The sequence below is a fragment of the Nonomuraea sp. NPDC049141 genome, assembly GCF_040648415.1.
Lineage (GTDB): Bacteria > Actinomycetota > Actinomycetes > Streptosporangiales > Streptosporangiaceae > Nonomuraea.
Map to the genome: position 1 here is coordinate 291667 of NZ_JBEZDR010000007.1, position 14910 is coordinate 306576.

The 14910-nt window shown below is 69.3% G+C and carries 17 protein-coding genes; 8 read left to right on the forward strand and 9 right to left on the reverse strand.

The genetic code is table 11. The features are described 5' to 3' along the window. Window positions 1-34: 34 nt before the first annotated feature. The gene (gene secA2 / locus AB0B91_RS22905) at window positions 35-2215 is read right to left on the reverse strand and encodes an accessory Sec system translocase SecA2 (protein ID WP_358322869.1); all 2181 of its coding nucleotides are present in this window, start codon (window positions 2213-2215) and stop codon (window positions 35-37) included. Between the two features lie 168 nt (window positions 2216-2383). After that, window positions 2384-3448: an EamA family transporter gene (locus tag AB0B91_RS22910; protein ID WP_358323572.1), complete on the reverse strand. Its 1065-nt coding sequence runs from the start codon at window positions 3446-3448 to the stop codon at window positions 2384-2386. On the opposite strand from AB0B91_RS22910, the gene AB0B91_RS22915 reads away from it, so the two are divergent. Then, window positions 3363-3572 carry a hypothetical protein gene (locus tag AB0B91_RS22915; protein WP_358323612.1) on the forward strand — a complete coding sequence of 70 codons (210 nt, stop codon included), beginning with the start codon at window positions 3363-3365 and terminating at the stop codon, window positions 3570-3572. The two genes, AB0B91_RS22910 and AB0B91_RS22915, sit on opposite strands and share 86 nt — an antisense overlap. A gap of 336 nt (window positions 3573-3908) precedes the next feature. On the opposite strand, the gene AB0B91_RS22920 is transcribed toward AB0B91_RS22915, so the two are convergent. Together AB0B91_RS22920 and AB0B91_RS22925 are read right to left on the reverse strand one after the other, a co-directional pair. Further along, on the reverse strand, window positions 3909-4721 hold the full coding sequence (locus AB0B91_RS22920) for an SAM-dependent methyltransferase (protein WP_358322872.1): 813 nt from the start codon (window positions 4719-4721) through the stop codon (window positions 3909-3911). Between the two features lie 56 nt (window positions 4722-4777). Then, window positions 4778-5827: an acyltransferase gene (locus tag AB0B91_RS22925; RefSeq protein WP_358322875.1), complete on the reverse strand. Its 1050-nt coding sequence runs from the start codon at window positions 5825-5827 to the stop codon at window positions 4778-4780. 150 nt (window positions 5828-5977) lie between these two features. Here AB0B91_RS22925 and AB0B91_RS22930 point away from each other — a divergent pair, with 150 nt between their 5' ends. Continuing rightward, on the forward strand, window positions 5978-6322 hold the full coding sequence (locus AB0B91_RS22930) for a PRC-barrel domain containing protein (RefSeq protein WP_358322878.1): 345 nt from the start codon (window positions 5978-5980) through the stop codon (window positions 6320-6322). Between the two features lie 65 nt (window positions 6323-6387). Here the strand turns inward: AB0B91_RS22930 and AB0B91_RS22935 are convergent, their stop codons facing one another. Next, on the reverse strand, window positions 6388-6984 hold the full coding sequence (locus tag AB0B91_RS22935; RefSeq protein WP_358322881.1) for a nucleotidyltransferase: 597 nt from the start codon (window positions 6982-6984) through the stop codon (window positions 6388-6390). Between the two features lie 111 nt (window positions 6985-7095). Here AB0B91_RS22935 and AB0B91_RS22940 point away from each other — a divergent pair, with 111 nt between their 5' ends. After that, on the forward strand, window positions 7096-7245 hold the full coding sequence (locus tag AB0B91_RS22940) for a GPGG-motif small membrane protein (RefSeq protein ID WP_165959640.1): 150 nt from the start codon (window positions 7096-7098) through the stop codon (window positions 7243-7245). A 135-nt stretch (window positions 7246-7380) separates the two neighbouring features. Continuing rightward, window positions 7381-9165, forward strand: a complete 1785-nt coding sequence (locus AB0B91_RS22945) for a SpoIIE family protein phosphatase (RefSeq protein ID WP_358322884.1) — start codon at window positions 7381-7383, stop codon at window positions 9163-9165. Between the two features lie 4 nt (window positions 9166-9169). On the opposite strand, the gene AB0B91_RS22950 is transcribed toward AB0B91_RS22945, so the two are convergent. Together AB0B91_RS22950 and AB0B91_RS22955 are read right to left on the reverse strand one after the other, a co-directional pair. After that, entirely contained in the window at window positions 9170-9895 is a 726-nt protein-coding gene (locus tag AB0B91_RS22950) for a metallophosphoesterase (protein WP_358322887.1), read from the reverse strand. After that, entirely contained in the window at window positions 9888-10136 is a 249-nt protein-coding gene (locus AB0B91_RS22955; RefSeq protein ID WP_219530226.1) for a BON domain-containing protein, read from the reverse strand. The genes AB0B91_RS22950 and AB0B91_RS22955 overlap by 8 nt, the downstream gene beginning before the upstream one ends. Before the next feature lie 71 nt (window positions 10137-10207). Here AB0B91_RS22955 and AB0B91_RS22960 point away from each other — a divergent pair, with 71 nt between their 5' ends. The 3 genes from AB0B91_RS22960 (at window position 10208) to AB0B91_RS22970 (ending at window position 13431) form a co-directional block, all read left to right on the forward strand. Further along, a complete protein-coding gene (locus AB0B91_RS22960; RefSeq protein WP_358322890.1) occupies window positions 10208-10471 on the forward strand; it encodes a hypothetical protein in 264 nt (87 codons plus the stop codon). A 32-nt stretch (window positions 10472-10503) separates the two neighbouring features. Then, complete coding sequence (locus tag AB0B91_RS22965; RefSeq protein WP_358322893.1) at window positions 10504-11532, forward strand: SDR family oxidoreductase; 1029 nt, start codon at window positions 10504-10506, stop codon at window positions 11530-11532. Window positions 11533-11604: 72 nt separating this feature from the next. Then, window positions 11605-13431 carry a transketolase gene (locus tag AB0B91_RS22970; protein WP_358322896.1) on the forward strand — a complete coding sequence of 609 codons (1827 nt, stop codon included), beginning with the start codon at window positions 11605-11607 and terminating at the stop codon, window positions 13429-13431. 10 nt (window positions 13432-13441) lie between these two features. Here AB0B91_RS22970 and AB0B91_RS22975 read toward each other — a convergent pair whose 3' ends face one another. Together AB0B91_RS22975 and AB0B91_RS22980 are read right to left on the reverse strand one after the other, a co-directional pair. Further along, window positions 13442-13828 (reverse strand): ChaB family protein, encoded by a 387-nt coding sequence (locus tag AB0B91_RS22975; protein WP_358323574.1) that lies wholly within the window; start codon window positions 13826-13828, stop codon window positions 13442-13444. 53 nt (window positions 13829-13881) lie between these two features. Further along, entirely contained in the window at window positions 13882-14166 is a 285-nt protein-coding gene (locus AB0B91_RS22980; RefSeq protein WP_358322899.1) for a hypothetical protein, read from the reverse strand. 164 nt (window positions 14167-14330) lie between these two features. Here AB0B91_RS22980 and AB0B91_RS22985 point away from each other — a divergent pair, with 164 nt between their 5' ends. Beyond that, window positions 14331-14885, forward strand: a complete 555-nt coding sequence (locus AB0B91_RS22985) for a GNAT family protein (protein ID WP_358322902.1) — start codon at window positions 14331-14333, stop codon at window positions 14883-14885. Window positions 14886-14910: the final 25 nt, after the last annotated feature.

Sequence of the window (14910 nt, forward strand, 5' to 3'; positions counted from 1 at the left end):
GACAGGCATACCTGCCACCCTCTGTCAGGTACGGCTAGCCGCGACGTGTGGCGGATGTCACCCGCTTGAGGATCCTGTCCCACTCCGTGCCGAACGGGTTGTCCTGCACCAGATAGGTCCAGGTCGCGGTGGGGCGCTTGAGGTCGGGCTCCGGCGCCTCGAACGACTCCATCGAGCGGCGTTCGACCTCCGTCAGCAGCGCCTTGTACTCCGCCACGGCCTCCCGGTGGAACTCGTCGATCGGGCTCATCCGGCCGAGCGCCCGCAGGTGGATGCCTTCGCGCAGGTCGGTCAGGAACGCCAGGTGCTCGGTCCAGCAGCGGTCGATCGCGTGCAGCACGATCTGCCTGGCCGTCTCGTCGCGGGTGTCCTCCGGCAGCGCCGCCCAGCGTTCGGGGTCGGCCTCGGCCAGCGCCTTGGCCGCCGAGTCGCTGTGCAGGACCTTGTCGCGCCACTCCAGGATGAGCTCGCGCTGGTGCTCCAGCAGGCGGGTGTAGCGCCAGGTGTTGCGGTGGATCTCCAGGTTCACGCCCTCGGCGACCCGCTGGGCATGGCCCACGAGGTAGGCGCCGCGGCGGTGGCGTACCAGGCCGTCGGCGTCGGCCGCGGGCGGCCGCTCGTCGGGGACGAACTGGGTGATGAGGTCATCCTGCATGCTGACGAAGAACACCGAACCGCCGGGATCGCCCTGACGGCCCGCCCGCCCGCGCAGCTGGTCGTCGAGGCGGCTGCTCGCGTGGCGGCCCGAGCCGATCACGTACAGGCCGCCCAGTTCGGCGACGCCCTCGCCGAGGCGGATGTCGGTGCCGCGTCCCGCCATCTGCGTGGAGACGGTGATGGCGTCGCGCTCGCCGGCCTTGGCGATGATCGCGGCCTCTTCCGCGTCGTTCTTGGCGTTGAGTACGACGGGCTCCATGCCGCGCCGCTGCAGGAGCTTGGCCAGGTTCTCCGACTCGGCCACGTCGAGCGTGCCGATGAGGATGGGCCGGCCGGTGGCGTGCGCCTCCTGGATCTCCTCGACCAGCGCCGCGTCCTTGTCCGGAACGGTCGGATAGATACGGTCCGGCGCGTCCTGCCGGACACACGGCCGGTTGGGCGGGATCACCGCGACCTTGAGCCCGTAGAACTCGCCGAGCTGCTCGCTGACCGCGACCGCCGTGCCGGTCATGCCGGAAATCTGCGGATAACGCTTGATCAGGCCCTGAACGGTGATCGAGTCGAGGATCTCGCCCTTCTCGCTGGGCGGCAGCGTCTCCTTGGCCTCCACGGCCGCCTGCAGGCCGTCGGGCCAGCGCTGGAGTACGGCCACCCGGCCGCGCGACGGGTTGATCAGCTGGACCTTGCCGTCACGCACGATGTAGTCGACGTCGCGGGTGAGCAGGGCGTGGGCGTGCAGGGCCAGGTTCAGCTCGATCAGCGTGCCGGGCTCGTTCTCGTCGTACAGCTCGACGTCCAGCATGCCCTCGACGCTGTCGGCGCCCTTGGTCGTCAGGTAGACGTTGCGCGCCTGGTCGTCGATCTCGTAGTGATAGCCCCGGATCAGCTGCCTGACCAGCGCCGCCATCTCGGGCACCGCGCTGCCCTCGTCGGCCGCCCCCGCCATGACCAGCGGCACCCGTGCCTCGTCCACGAGCACCGAGTCGGCCTCGTCGACCAGCGCCACCTCGGGCGCGGGCACGATGATCTCCGCCGCGTCGGTACGCAGCCGGTCGCGCAGCACGTCGAAGCCCATCTCGCTGACAGGTCCGTACGTGACGTCCTTCGCATAGGCCGCGCGCCGCTCGTCGGGTGTGGAGTTCTGGTCGATCCAGCCCACCGTGACACCCATCGCCTCGTAGAACGGCGCCATCCACTCGGCGTCGCGCCTGGCCAGGTAGTCGTTGACGGACATCACGTGCACCCGCTTGCCCTGCAGCGCGTACCCGGCCGCGGCCATCGCCCCCGACAGCGTCTTGCCCTCACCGGTCGCCATCTCGGCGATCTGCCCGTCGAGGAGGGCGAGCGTGCCCAGAAGCTGCACGTCGTACGGCCTGAGCCCGAGCGTCCTGTCGGCGGCCTCCCGCGCTACAGCACAGAACTCGGCCAGATCATCCATTTTCGGCTCGGGCAGCTCCTCAAGCGCGCCAATGCGTTCGGCCCGTCCGGCCGCCGCCTTGACGATCTTTTTGTACGGGCTGAGGTTCACCCCGCCCGGACGATCCAGGAGGTTTCTCACTATTCCGGAAATCGACGCCACAATCCCTCCAACGCATGCTTTGTCAGCGCCGTTCCCATTTAGTGTCAAGTGCGCTCAATCGGGGAGCGGAGCGACGGTACGGCAAGCATCGCCGTACCGGACCCTAACTCATAGGACGGCCGCAATCGCCACCCCGCTCCGCGACCGCTAATCCTTGCCGGTCATACGCCCTGCTTGTACGGCCAGCACCACCACGGCCGCCAGCAACAACGCGCACCCGCACCATGCCAGGGGCGCGAGACGCTCCCCGAACAACACCACCCCGAGCACCGCCGCGCCGACGGCTTCGCCGAGCGAGATGATCGAGACGGTCGTGGCGTTGAGCGCGGTCAGGGCTCGGAAGAACAGCGCGTAGGCGAGTGCGGTCGGCACCGCGCCGAGATAGATCAGCAGGGCGACAGGAGTCACCCCGGCTTCCGGCAGCACCCCGCCGGCCAAGGCGAACGGAGCGAGGCAGACGGCCGCGACGGCGAACCCGCCCATGGCCGTGCGCTGGGGGTCGTCGTGGTGGCGGCGCGAGTAGAGGGTCACGGCGGCGTACCCGGCCGCGGACACCAGAGCCAGCGCGATCCCGGCCGGCCGGGCGCCACCGACGTCCCCGTCCTCGGCGGAGACGGCGCTCTCGCCGGTGAGGAGGAACAGCCCGCCCAGCGCTGTGGCCAGCGCGGCGAGGGCGGCGCGGCCCAGGTGCTCCCGCAGGAGGAACCGGCTCCCCAGAGCGGTGAACACCGGCGTGGCGCCCATCGTGACCACCGTGGCGATGGCCACACCGGACTGCGCGATCGCGCCGAAGTAGGCGGTCTGATAGACGGCCATCCCGACACCGACGACCAGGACCCGCCGGTTGGCCCGACCCGCCAGAGAACCCCGCCCCCTGCGGACCCGGCCCAGCGGAGAACGCCGCCCCCCGCCGACCCGGCCCGGCAGAGAACGCCGACGCCGTCCCCCGCCGACATCGCTCGGCAGTGAACCCCGACGCTGTCCTGCGGCGACCCGGCCCGGCAGAAACCCCCGACCCCGTCTCACGACGACACCACCAAAGAGAAGGCTCCGACGCCACCACCCCGATCGGACGACATCCGATGTGAGGCCGTCAGGAGTTGCTGTGGGCCGGATGGTGGTGGACGTGAGAGGGACAGCGGCCGACCTCAGACGGGTGGCTGCTGCCGCCCGGCGGGTGGTGGTCGACGTCGTGCGGGTGGCGGCCGACACAGGGCGGACCGTGGCCGACGCAGGGCCGGTCGTGGCAGACCCGGGACGGACGGTGGACGTCGGGTGGGTGAGCACCGACCTCAGGCAGGCGGCGGCGTACAAAAAGACAGCGCCCAGCAGGTAGCGCCAGAACGAGACGTCGACGGGATTGAGCCCGCCCGACTGGAAGAGCAGGGACCCGGCGGCGCCGCCGGTGCCCCAGGCGGTCGCGGCGACGGACACGTAGAAGGTGCCCCGCCGCGCGGAGACGTGCGACATGACTGATCTCTCCGGATGGAGTGGTGGGAAAGGGCCCGGAAGGCGGGCAGCAGCCACTCCCAGACCTGGTCAGATCCGGAAAAATCGGGAAAAGCCGCCCGCTACTCGGCGGGCGGAGGGGAACAGATCAGTCGATGCGGCACGACGACCACCCTAGCGCCGACGAACCACCAAATTCACCCACGTTTCCAGCGCAAGGAACTCAGGCGGCTTTGCGCGCCACGCCGCCCAGCAGCAGCTCTTCCCAGGTGGCCAACGGCCCAGGCAACCGCTCGTCAGGCCGCCACTCCGGAAAGTGCACCACCCCGGGCTCCTCCAGCACCAGCCCGTCGAAGAAGCGCTCGATCTCCGCCCGCGGCCGGAAGTACCCCGTCCCCATCGTCACGTGCAGCATGGCCTCCAGCGCCTGCGCCTGCGGGCTCACCGAGGCCAGCATGTTGGACGCCGCCAGGTAACTCCCGGGCGGCAGCGCGGCCATGTAGCGCTTGACCAGCCCGTGCGGGTCTTCCTTGTCGGAGAACAGGTGCAGCAGCCCGATCGCCATCAGCCCGACGGGCTGCGAGAAGTCGATGAGCCGCGCCACCCTCGGATGCCGCAGCACCGCCTCCGCGTCCCTGGCGTCCTCGGTGATCGCCATCGCGTGCTCGTTCCCGTTCAGGATCGCCCGGGCGTGCGGCTCGACCATGGGATCGCAGTCGACGTACACCACCCGTACGTTCGGGTCGGCGAACTGGGCGACCTCGTGGGTGTTCTCGATCGTCGGCAGCCCGGCGCCCAGGTCGATGATCTGCCGGATCCCGGCCTCGCGGACCAGGAAGTCGACGACCCGGCCGATGAAGGCCCGGTTGCACCAGACGAGGTTCACCACTTCGGGCACGGCCTCTTTCAGGCGGCGGGCGATGGCCCGGTCCACGGCGAAGTTCTCGGTGCCGCCCAGGAGCGCGTCGTGCACGCGGGCGACACTCGCCGTGGTGCTGTCCACGCCGGGAGGCGCCCACTCGGACCCGAGACTCACCTGTCCCCCTTCTTCTGTGACGCGGATGTTATCCGCTACCTGGCCATTCCGAAACCTCAGACCAGCACCGCCGGCTGCCGCCGGGGAGTCATCAGGCGCTTGAGCGCGGGCGCCAGCGGGCGTTCGACGAAACGGTGCACCGCGTACGCCGCCGCGCACATCACCGCGATGAGCCCGAAGAGCAGAACGTACTTGTCGACCGCCCCGCCGATCCGCTCGAACACGATGAAACCGACGTGCGCGTGCAGCAGATACAGCGGGTACGTGAGCGCGCCCGCGGTCGCCAGCCACGGCATGGCCAGCGGCGCCGTCACCCGGAGCGCGACCAGCGTCATGACCCCGAAGAGCGCCATGACCACCAGGGCGATGACCACGGGGTTGTACTCGACCGCATAGCGCTCCCCCACCGCCGTCGCGTAGCCGATGGCGCGGTAGACGGCGTTGCCCAGGCAGAGCGGCACCAGCACCAGCATCTGCTTGCTGGGCCCGAACCTGTAGACCATGAACAGCGCCATCCCCGCGATGAAGTAGTGGGCGAACTCCGACTGCACCACCAGGTCGATCATCGGCGGCAGCACCCCCGCCTCGACCGCGAGCGTCAGCCCCAGCCACGCCCACAGCCCCGCCAGCACCCTCCCCTGGGTCATCCCGATCCAGGCGAACACCAGAATGAGCAGGTAGAACCGCATCTCCGCCCACAGCGTCCAGTAGACGACGTCGACGTTCGCCACGTCCGGCACCGCCTGGAACATCGTGAGGTTGGCCAGCACCTGCCCGAAAGAGACGGAGAAGACCCCGGCCCCCAGCGTCACCGTGACCAGCGTGGTGACGGCGATGCCCACCCAGTACGCCGGATAGAGCCGGATCGCCCTCGACACCGCGAACTCGCGCGGGCTCCTGCCCCACGCGCTCATCAGCACCACGAATCCGCTGATCATGAAGAACAGGTCCACACCCAGGTAGCCGTACTTGGACCAGACGCTCTCGGCCTGGAAGGCGACCGGGCTGTGACCACCGGCCCACCCAGAGAACGTGTAGTGAAAGAACACCACGCAGAGCGCCGCCAGCAACCGGAGCCCGTCGAGTTCATACAGCCTGTTCCGCATGGATCTGTCCTCCTTTGTTATGAGGAGGGTGACCCAGCCGACTTGACGCCCCATTGAAGGCCGCTATACGAGAGCGCGGTGTTTAGCGGAAACAGAGCGGGTAGCGGGATGCCTGCCCGAGAAAGACGAAAGACCGAGAGAGGATGAGCGATGGAGCTCTGGAACTATCAGCCTGACGTCTACGACCGCGGACAGACCCTGGACCTCGTGGGTTACCACGTCCAGGCGACGGACGGGAAGATCGGGTCCGTCGATGAGGCCACGTACGAGGTCGGCGAGAGCTACATCATCGTCGACACCGGACCGTGGATCTTCGGCAAGAAGGTCATGCTCCCCGCGAAGGTCGTCACACGTATCGACCCGCAGGAGCGCAACGTCCACGTCTCGCGTACCAAGGCCGAGATCAAGGACGCGCCCGAGTTCGACGAGGGCAAGTTCAAGGAGCCCGAGTACAGGACGCGGCTGGGTGACTACTACGGCCGCTTCCCGCACTAAGCTCCCCGCACGAATCGAGAGCCGCGCCCCGACCGGGGCGCGGCTCTCGGCGTACGGAGCGGGGATCAGGGCCAGTGCGGGTCACCGTCGGCCCGCACCGGTGCTTCCAGTACGGCCAGACGTTCGAGCAGCGTGAGGAACGTGGTCGCGTACGGCGATCCGGCCACCACGGCGGCCACCCGGGGCCAGTTGACCTGCTCGCGCAGGGCCCGCACCTGGGGCAGCAGCGCTCCGTAGTCGCAGGCGTGCTCCGACAGCGGCAGCAGCCAGGAGATCACCAGGTCGGTCGCCTCCAGCACCGGCACGATGACCGCCGAGGCCGTCATCGGCTCGGCCCGGTCGAGCAGTTCGTCAGTGATCGACTGGTCGGACACCCGGAAGATCAGATCGACCAGCCGGTCCTCGTCGTACGCCTTGACCAGCCAGTCCTCGGGCGGTTTGGCGGTCGTGAAGCCGATCCCCCGCAGGGCCTCCAGCGCGGCCGGCACGTCGTGCTCGGTCAGCACGAAGTCGACGTCGTGCAACGAGGGAGCCGCGCCTCGCGCGTAGGCGGCGCACCCGCCCGCCAGGGCGAACTTCACCCCGGCGTCCTTCATTCCCGAGCTCGCGCGCTTGAGTGTGTCGAGGATGGCATCGGTGACCGCATGACTATGGCTGCCCATGTGCTCCGGCTACCCGCACGATCGCCGAGTAGACCCTGAGGCCGGGAGTAGAGCCGGAGGCGGAGGGCGGCAGGCACGTTAAAGGCCGATCGGTGAGGGCAGAGGCGGCTCATGGCTACTTTGCTCTGGATCATCGCCGTAATACTCGTCATCTCCGGGATCTACGTGATCCTGGCCCGGCGCGACCTCCTCTGGGGAATCGTCCTCATCGTTCTCGGCTTCCTGGTGGGTCCCGGCGGGGTCAGCATCTTCAATGTGTAAGGGGCTCGACGCCCCGATCACCGTCCACTCCACTGGGCCGGTCTCCGAGTTCGGCCCAGTGGACCTTCTAGTTTTTGCTGAAATATCGCAACGTATGCACCTCTTTCCCGTCCTCTGGTAGGGAATGGGAAGGATGTGAGCAATTACCCGCCGTTCGGCGGCCGCTACGACTGTGGCGCGGCGGCCGCCGGGATTCGCGAACTGCTGACGCGGCTGCGTCGCCGAATGCGTAACGAGGCGATCGTCGACGAGGCAACGGCCCGGCTGGCGACGCGGCTGAACATCAGGCCCGCGGAAGCGGCCGACCAGCTCTCCCGCATGGCCCAGGACAGTGGGCTCGCGCTGGTCGAGATCGCCAGGGGGATCGACAAGCCGCCCGATCGGCCGGCCGAGCCGCCGGTGCTGCCCGACTGGATCACCGGGGTCCTGGAAACCGTGCACATCTCGGCCTGTTTCCTCACGCCCGTCCGCGACGCCACGGGCCGCGTCGTGGACTTCCTGATCGCGGCGGCCAACCAGCACGCCGGCGACGTGGCCGGGCGGACGGCCGCGGAGCTGCGCGGGCGCCGGCTCATCGAGACCAGCCCCGGCGCGGCCGGCTCGGGGCTGTTCGACGACTTCCTGAACGTCTTCGAGACCGGTGAGACGCTGTATCGGGGCCCGCTCGAGTTCGTCGAGGTGCGGCACCACCAGCTCTGGCCGGCCACGATGAGCGTCCGCGCGGTGCGCATCGAGGGCGGGCTGCTGGTCACCTGGTGCGCGCTCGACGACGAGGAAGTGCTGGTCGCCGGCTGGGAGCGAGCGCAACGGCTGGCCGAGCTGGGCTGGGGCGAGTGGAACCTGGCCACCCAGCAGACGCTGTGGACGCCGCAGATGTACGAGATGTTCGGCAGGGAGCGCGGCGAAGGGCCGATGCCCCTTGAGGACCTGCCTCTCGTGGTGGTGCCGGACGACCTGCCCGTCGTGGACGACCAGTTGCGCACGCTCCTGGAGCACAGCGAGGCGGTCGAGACCGAGTTCCGCATCCAGCACCGGCACGGGCTGCGGCACCTCAGCGTGGTCAGTGAGCCGGTGCTCGACACCGAGGGGCTGCCCGTCAAGGTGCGCTTCCTCGTCCAGGACGTGACCAAGAACCGCCGCCGGGAGCGGGCCCTGGCCGTGGCCCACGCGCAGGCCTCCCTGCAGCGGGAGCGGGCCGAGGAGGAGCACCGCATCGCCGTGCAGCTCCAGAACACGATCCTGCCGGTACGCCGGGGACTGATGCAGCTGCCCGGCCTGTCCATCGGGGTGCGCTATCTGCCCAGCGAGGAGCTGGCCCGGCTGGGCGGCGACTGGTTCAAGGCCCGTTCCATCCCCAACGGCAGGGTACTGCTGGGCATCGGCGACGCCATGGGCCACGGGCTGGCCGCGGCGAGCCTCATGCTGCAGATGCGCTCGGCACTGGTCGGCCTGGCCTACACGCAGGCGCCCGCCAACCAGCTCACCACCTGGCTGAACGACCTGCTCGTCCACTCCAACAACGGCGTGACCGTGACCGGCACCGCGATCATCGGCCACTTCGACCCCGCGGACCGCACGCTGACCTGGACGAACGCCGGCCATCCGCCGCCGCTCCTGATCAGGCACGGCCAGGCCGAGCTGCTCGAAGGAGTGCCCGGCACCATGCTGGGCGCCTTCGAGAAAGCCGAGTACGGCCTGGCGACGACGCAACTGGAAGCCGACGACGTCCTGGTGCTCTACACCGACGGCGTCATCGAACGGCGTGGCCAGGATCTCGACGCCGGGATCGCCGCCCTGACCCAGGCCGCGGGCCAGTGCGGCTGCGCCGATCCGGAGAAGGTGATCGACTGCGTGCTGGCACACCTGGACGGGCGGGGCACCGACGACGACGTCTGCATCGCCGCCGCCCGGGTCCTGTAGCCGATCAGTCGCAGTCGTCGATGCAGTAGACGCCGTAGGCTCTGCCGAGCACCGGCAGGGCCACGTTGCGCACCCTGATCCCGCCCGGCGTCATGCCCTTCTCGGTGCCCTTGTGCGCGTGCCCGTGCAGGAACAGGTCGGCCCCGGCGGTGTCGACCGCCTCGGCCAGCAGGTAGCTGCCGAGAAACGGGTAGATCTCGGGCGGCTCACCCTCCAGCGTCTCCTTGATCGGCGAGTAGTGCGACAGCACCACGCGGTGGTCGGCCTGGACCTCCTTCAGCGCCACCTTCCACGCCTCGGCGATGTAGCGGGTGTGCGCCACGAAGTTCTTGATCTCCCGCTCGCCGAACTCACTCGCGCTCTTGCCCGCGAACCCGCCGCCGAAGCCCTTGCCGCCGACCACGCCCAGCTTCGTCTCGCCGCACTGGAGCACGGCGCCGTCGTCGTCGAGCACGGTGACCCCGGCGTCGCGCAACTCCCCGGCGATCTCGTACTGCAGGTCGGAGTGGTAGTCATGGTTGCCGAGCACGGCCACGACGGTCACGGGCAGGTCCCGGAACTCGTCGGCCACCACCCGGCCCTCCTCCAGCGTGCCGTGGCGGGTCAGGTCGCCCGCCAGCATCAGCACGTCGGCGCGCTCCTCGATGCCCTCCAGGTGCTTCCGGTACCAGCCCTTCAGGTCCTCGCCCAGGTGGATGTCGCCTACTGCCGCTATGCGGAGGTCAGTCAAGGTGCTCATCCTCTCCGGGCTCGGTGATGTCGACGACCCTGATCTCGTTGTGCAGGTGCAGGGCCGGCGCGGTCTCATGGGCCACCGCCCCGAGCCGCTCACGCTGTTCGGCCCCCTCCACCTGGCCGCGCAGGAACAGCTGATCGCCTCTGATGTCGACGCGGATGCCGAGCTCGTGCGTGCGCGCGTCCTCCGCCAGCGCTCGCTGGACCCGGGCCGCGACGTACTGCGGAGCTTCCATCGCAGATTCCTCCTTCTCCGAGGCCGCTACCCGCGGCGTTAAGTGGCAAACGGCGGGGGCAGGTGAGCGGCATGCCAGAGAACAACAACGACGATTGGGAAGAGAGCCAGGACGAGCGATCCCACGCGATGGTTCCCGCGACACCGCGCGACGTGGCGCACATCAGGGTGGGCTCCTTCCTGCTGATGTTCCTGTTCGCGTTCGCGGTGCTCGGCGTCATCGCCAGGGCCCCGGTGATGACCGGCATCGCCGTCGTGGCGGCGATCGCCGTGGTCATCGACATGGTGCTGGCCGTCCGGCGACAGCATCGCGGTACTTCAGGAGAGGCGGGTTGACCTTCATGGCGCCACAGAGTGCCGAGAATCTCATGACCAAGACGGACATCACCGACGACCTGCGCGGACGCGTGGTCGTGGTGACGGGCGCGAGCGGCGGGGTGGGGCGCGCGGTGGTACGCGAGCTCGGCGCGAAGGGCGCCAAGGTCGCGCTGATCGCCCGCGGGACGACCGGCCTGGGCGCCGCGGCCGTGGACGTCGGCGCCGCCGGCGGGAGCGGGCAGGTCTATGAGGCGGACGTGGCCGACTATGACCAGCTACGGGAGGCGGCCGAACGCGTCGAGGCGGAGATCGGCCCGATCGACGTGTGGATCAACGTGGCGTTCTCCTCGGTGTTCGCCCGGTTCACCGACATCTCCCCTGCGGAGTTCGAACGGACGACCCAGGTCACCTACCTTGGCTACGTCTGGGGGACCAAGGTGGCCCTTGAGCTGATGCGTCCCCGCAACCGGGGCGTCATCGTACAGACCGGCTCGGCCCTGTCGTACCGGGCGATCCCCCTGCAGTCCGCGTACTGCGGGGCCAAGCACGCGATCAAGGGCTTCTCCGAGTCGGTACGCGTCGAGCTGATGGCGGAGCACAGCAACATCAAGATCACCATGGTGCAACTGCCCGCGGTGAACACACCCCAGTTCGACTGGGTGCTCAGCAAGCTGCGCCGCCACCCGCAGCCGGTGCCGCCGATCTACCAGCCCGAGGTGGCGGCCCACGGCATCGTGTACGCCGCCGAGCACCCGGAACGCAAGGAGTACTGGGTCGGCGTCACGACCGCGGCCACCCTGCTCGCGCAGCGGATCGCGCCCGCCCTGGTGGACCGCTATCTGGCGCGGACCGGCGTGGACTCCCAGCAGACGGACGAGAAGCCGCGCAGCGGTGTGGCCAACCTCTGGGAACCCGCGGACGAAGACCTTGACTACGGCGCGCACGGCGGCTTCGACGAGCGCTCGAAGGCCCGCAGCCCACAGCTCTGGATGTCACAGCACCGGCGCATGGTGCTGTTCGGCCTGGCCGCCGCCGCGACGGCGACCGGCCTCGCGGCCTTCCGCCGGGCCAGAACCTGAGGAAGCCCCGGGCCGGGCAGCGTTAAGCACCCCAGAAGGGGTAGGCGGCGGGGCAACTACGAGGAGGACCTGATGTCCGAACGCGATCTGCGTTTCCTGTCCGAACTCGCCGCCCAGCTACGTGTGGACTCCGTACGCAGCTCGGCCGCCGCCGGGTCCGGCCACCCGACCTCGTCGATGTCGGCGGCCGACCTGATGGCCGTCCTGTTCGCCTGCCACCTGCGCTATGACTTCAAGGCTCCGGACAACCCCGGCAACGACCACCTGATCTTCTCCAAGGGTCACGCCTCGCCGCTGCTCTACTCGCTGTACAAGGCCGCGGGCGCGATCAGCGACGAGGAGCTGCTGTCGTTCAGGAAGCGGGGCAGCCGGCTGGAGGGCCATCCGACGCCCGACTTGCCGTGGGTGGACGTGGCCACGGGCTCGCTCGGCCAAGGGCTGCCCGTCGGGGTGGGAGTGGCGACGGCCGGTCGGCTGGAGCGCCTGCCGTACCGGGTGTGGGTGCTCTGCGGTGACAGCGAGCTGGCCGAGGGATCCATCTGGGAAGCCGCCGAGCACGCGGGGACCGAGGGGCTGGCGAACCTGACACTGATCGTGGACGTCAACCGGCTGGGCCAGCGCGGCCCGACCAGGCACGGCTGGGACACCGGCGCGTATGCCCGCAGGTTCGGCGCGTTCGGGTGGCACACGATCGAGATCGACGGCCACGATCCAGGGCAGATCGACTTCGCCCTGAACGACGCCTGCAACACGCGCCGGCGGCCGACCGCGATCCTCGCCAAGACCCGCAAGGGCGAGGGCGTCCTGGAGGTGGAGAACCGCGAGGGCGCCCACGGCAAGCCGCTCAAGGACCCGGACAAGGCCATCAGCGAGCTGGGCGGCGTGCGGGACCTGCGGGTCGAGGTGCTCCCGCCCGAGCCCACCGGCGAGCCGTACCGCTTCCACGACGGCGAACTGACGCTGCCCGCGTACAAGGCCGGCGACAAGGTGGCCACCCGGACCGGGTTCGGCGCGGCGCTCCTCGCCGTGGGCGCGGCCCGCGGCGAGGTGGTCGTGGTCGACGGCGAGGTGGCCGACTCCACCAAGGCCGGGGAGTTCGCCAAGGAGTTCCCTGAGCGCTTCGTCGAGTGCTACATCGCCGAGCAGCAGCTGGTCGCGATGGCGGTCGGCCTGCAGGTGCGGGACTGGATCCCGTACGCCGCCACTTTCGCGGCCTTCCTCACCAGGGCGTACGACTTCATCAGGATGGCCGGGGTGAGCCGGGCGTCGATCAGGCTGGTCGGCTCGCACGCCGGCGTGTCGATCGGCGAGGACGGCCCCTCGCAGATGGGGCTGGAGGACCTCGCCATGATGCGCACGGTGTACGGCAGCACCGTGCTCTACCCCTGTGACGCCAACCAGACCGCCGCGCTGACCGCCGCGATGGCCGACATCTCCGGGGTGTCGTACCTGCGCACCACCCGTGGCGACACACCGGTGATCTACCAGCCGGGCGAGCGCTTCCCCGTGGGCGGCTCGTGTGTGCTGCGGCAGTCGGCGGAGGACCGGGCCACGATCGTGGCGGCCGGGGTGACCGTGCACGAGGCGCTGGCCGCGGCCGACGAGCTGGGCCGGGAGGGCATCCAGGTGGGCGTGCTCGACATGTACTCGATCAAGCCGATCGACACGGCCACGCTGACCGAGGCGGCCACCACCACGGGCACCCTCATCACGGTGGAGGACCACCGGCCGGAGGGCGGGCTGGGCGACGCCGTGCTCGACGCCGTCGGCGAGCTCGGGCCGCGCGTGGTGAAGCTGGCCGTCCGGGACCTGCCCGGATCGGCGACACCGGAGGAACAGCTGGCAGACGCCCGCATAGACCGCCACGCGATAGCCGAGGCGGTCAAGCGGGTGCTGTGAGGGGTCGGGGTCAGCCGCGGGCCTTGGCGGTGGCCCGCCGGTTGGCCTTCTTGATGGCGTCCACGAGCTCCTGCTTGGTCATCCTGGACCGGCCCCGCACGTCGAGCTTGGCGGCCACGCCCATCAGGTGCTCCTTGCTCGCGTTCGCGTTGACGCCCTCGGCCGTCCGGCCGGACCGGTCCGTGGCGCCCTTGTCGGACGGCCCCTTCTTGGACTTCGGCTCCCAGTGGTCGCCGACCTTCTCGAAGGTGTGCTTCAACGCGGAGAAGGCCGTCATATGAGCGCGGCGGCCCTCCCCGTACGTCTGGACGGCGGAGTCATGCGCCTTCATCCACGTGTCCCGCGCCTTCTTCGGTGAGCGGCGGATGGTCGACGGCAGCTCCTCGCCGGCTGGCATGTCGATCACCTCCTACGACTGTGTCGTTATGGGGGTCGGTTACGGGGGTGCGTCTACAGAGGCGGCTCGTCGTAGCGGCGGCCGCGCTCCTCGTACACCGTGGTCCGGCGAGCCTCAGGCTCCTCGTAGACCTCGTGACGGTGAACCGGCTCGTCGATCGGGGCCACGGCCCTGCGGGTCATGCTGATCCGGTAGATCCCGAACAGCAGCCCCGCCACACCCCCGAGCATGAGGATGACGCCGACCACGTTGATGTCGAGTCCGGCGAGATCGAATTCGACGGCCCAGGTCAGGATCGCGCCGAGCATGATGAGGATGATGCTTCCGGCGATGGTCATAATTACCTCCTTGACAAGATGAACCTCTATCCCCAGGTCGGAAAACAAACCAGTCGGCTCGGCCAGGCTGATGGACCCCGCCACGATGGCCATGAGTCGCCTGCTCAGCGTCACGCCGCCGAATTGAGTTTGCCGTGGCTGATCAGGGTTGATAGTCAGGGGGAATGTTCGCTGACAAGCCCACCCTCCAGGGCGACCGAGTGACGCTGCGCCCGGTCGGCCCCGAATACGCAGACGACCTGTTCGAGCTGGTCACCGACCCCGAAGTGCGGCGGCTGACCGGCTCGCACGGTGAGTTCGACCGGGAGGCCAGCCGCCACTGGTACGCGACGAGGAGTCAGCACGCCGACCGCCTCGATCTGGCGATCATCGCGAACGGCGGGTTCGTGGGCGAGATCGTGCTCAACGAGCTCGACGAGGGCAACCGCGCGTGCAGCATGCGCATCGCGCTGATCGGCGCGCGCGCGTTCGGCAAGGGCTACGGCACGGAGGCCATCGACCTGCTGCTCCGCCACGCCTTCACCACGACGCGGCTGCACCGGATCAGCCTGGAGGTCTTCGCCTTCAACGACCGCGCCAGGCACGTCTACAAGAAGGCCGGATTCGTCGAGGAGGGCGTGCAGCGCGACGCGCTGCTCTGGGACGGCGAGTGGCACGACGCCATCACCATGTCGGTGCTGCGACCGGAGTGGCGGCCACGACACGGAAGCCTGACATAATGATCATGACGCACGGGTCCTCCGT

Excerpts from the sequence above, each read along its gene's own strand:
- AB0B91_RS22965 (WP_358322893.1), top strand. The coding sequence starts at position 10,504 with ATGACCAAGACGGACATCACCGACGACCTGCGCGGACGCGTGGTCGTG.
- AB0B91_RS22940 (WP_165959640.1), top strand. The coding sequence starts at position 7,096 with ATGGCTACTTTGCTCTGGATCATCGCCGTAATACTCGTCATCTCCGGG.
- AB0B91_RS22960 (WP_358322890.1), top strand. The coding sequence starts at position 10,208 with ATGCCAGAGAACAACAACGACGATTGGGAAGAGAGCCAGGACGAGCGA.
- AB0B91_RS22930 (WP_358322878.1), top strand. The coding sequence starts at position 5,978 with ATGGAGCTCTGGAACTATCAGCCTGACGTCTACGACCGCGGACAGACC.
- AB0B91_RS22955 (WP_219530226.1), bottom strand. The coding sequence starts at position 10,136 with ATGGAAGCTCCGCAGTACGTCGCGGCCCGGGTCCAGCGAGCGCTGGCG.
- AB0B91_RS22980 (WP_358322899.1), bottom strand. The coding sequence starts at position 14,166 with ATGACCATCGCCGGAAGCATCATCCTCATCATGCTCGGCGCGATCCTG.
- AB0B91_RS22925 (WP_358322875.1), bottom strand. The coding sequence starts at position 5,827 with ATGCGGAACAGGCTGTATGAACTCGACGGGCTCCGGTTGCTGGCGGCG.
- AB0B91_RS22985 (WP_358322902.1), top strand. The coding sequence starts at position 14,331 with ATGTTCGCTGACAAGCCCACCCTCCAGGGCGACCGAGTGACGCTGCGC.
- AB0B91_RS22970 (WP_358322896.1), top strand. The coding sequence starts at position 11,605 with ATGTCCGAACGCGATCTGCGTTTCCTGTCCGAACTCGCCGCCCAGCTA.
- AB0B91_RS22935 (WP_358322881.1), bottom strand. The coding sequence starts at position 6,984 with ATGGGCAGCCATAGTCATGCGGTCACCGATGCCATCCTCGACACACTC.
- AB0B91_RS22975 (WP_358323574.1), bottom strand. The coding sequence starts at position 13,828 with ATGCCAGCCGGCGAGGAGCTGCCGTCGACCATCCGCCGCTCACCGAAG.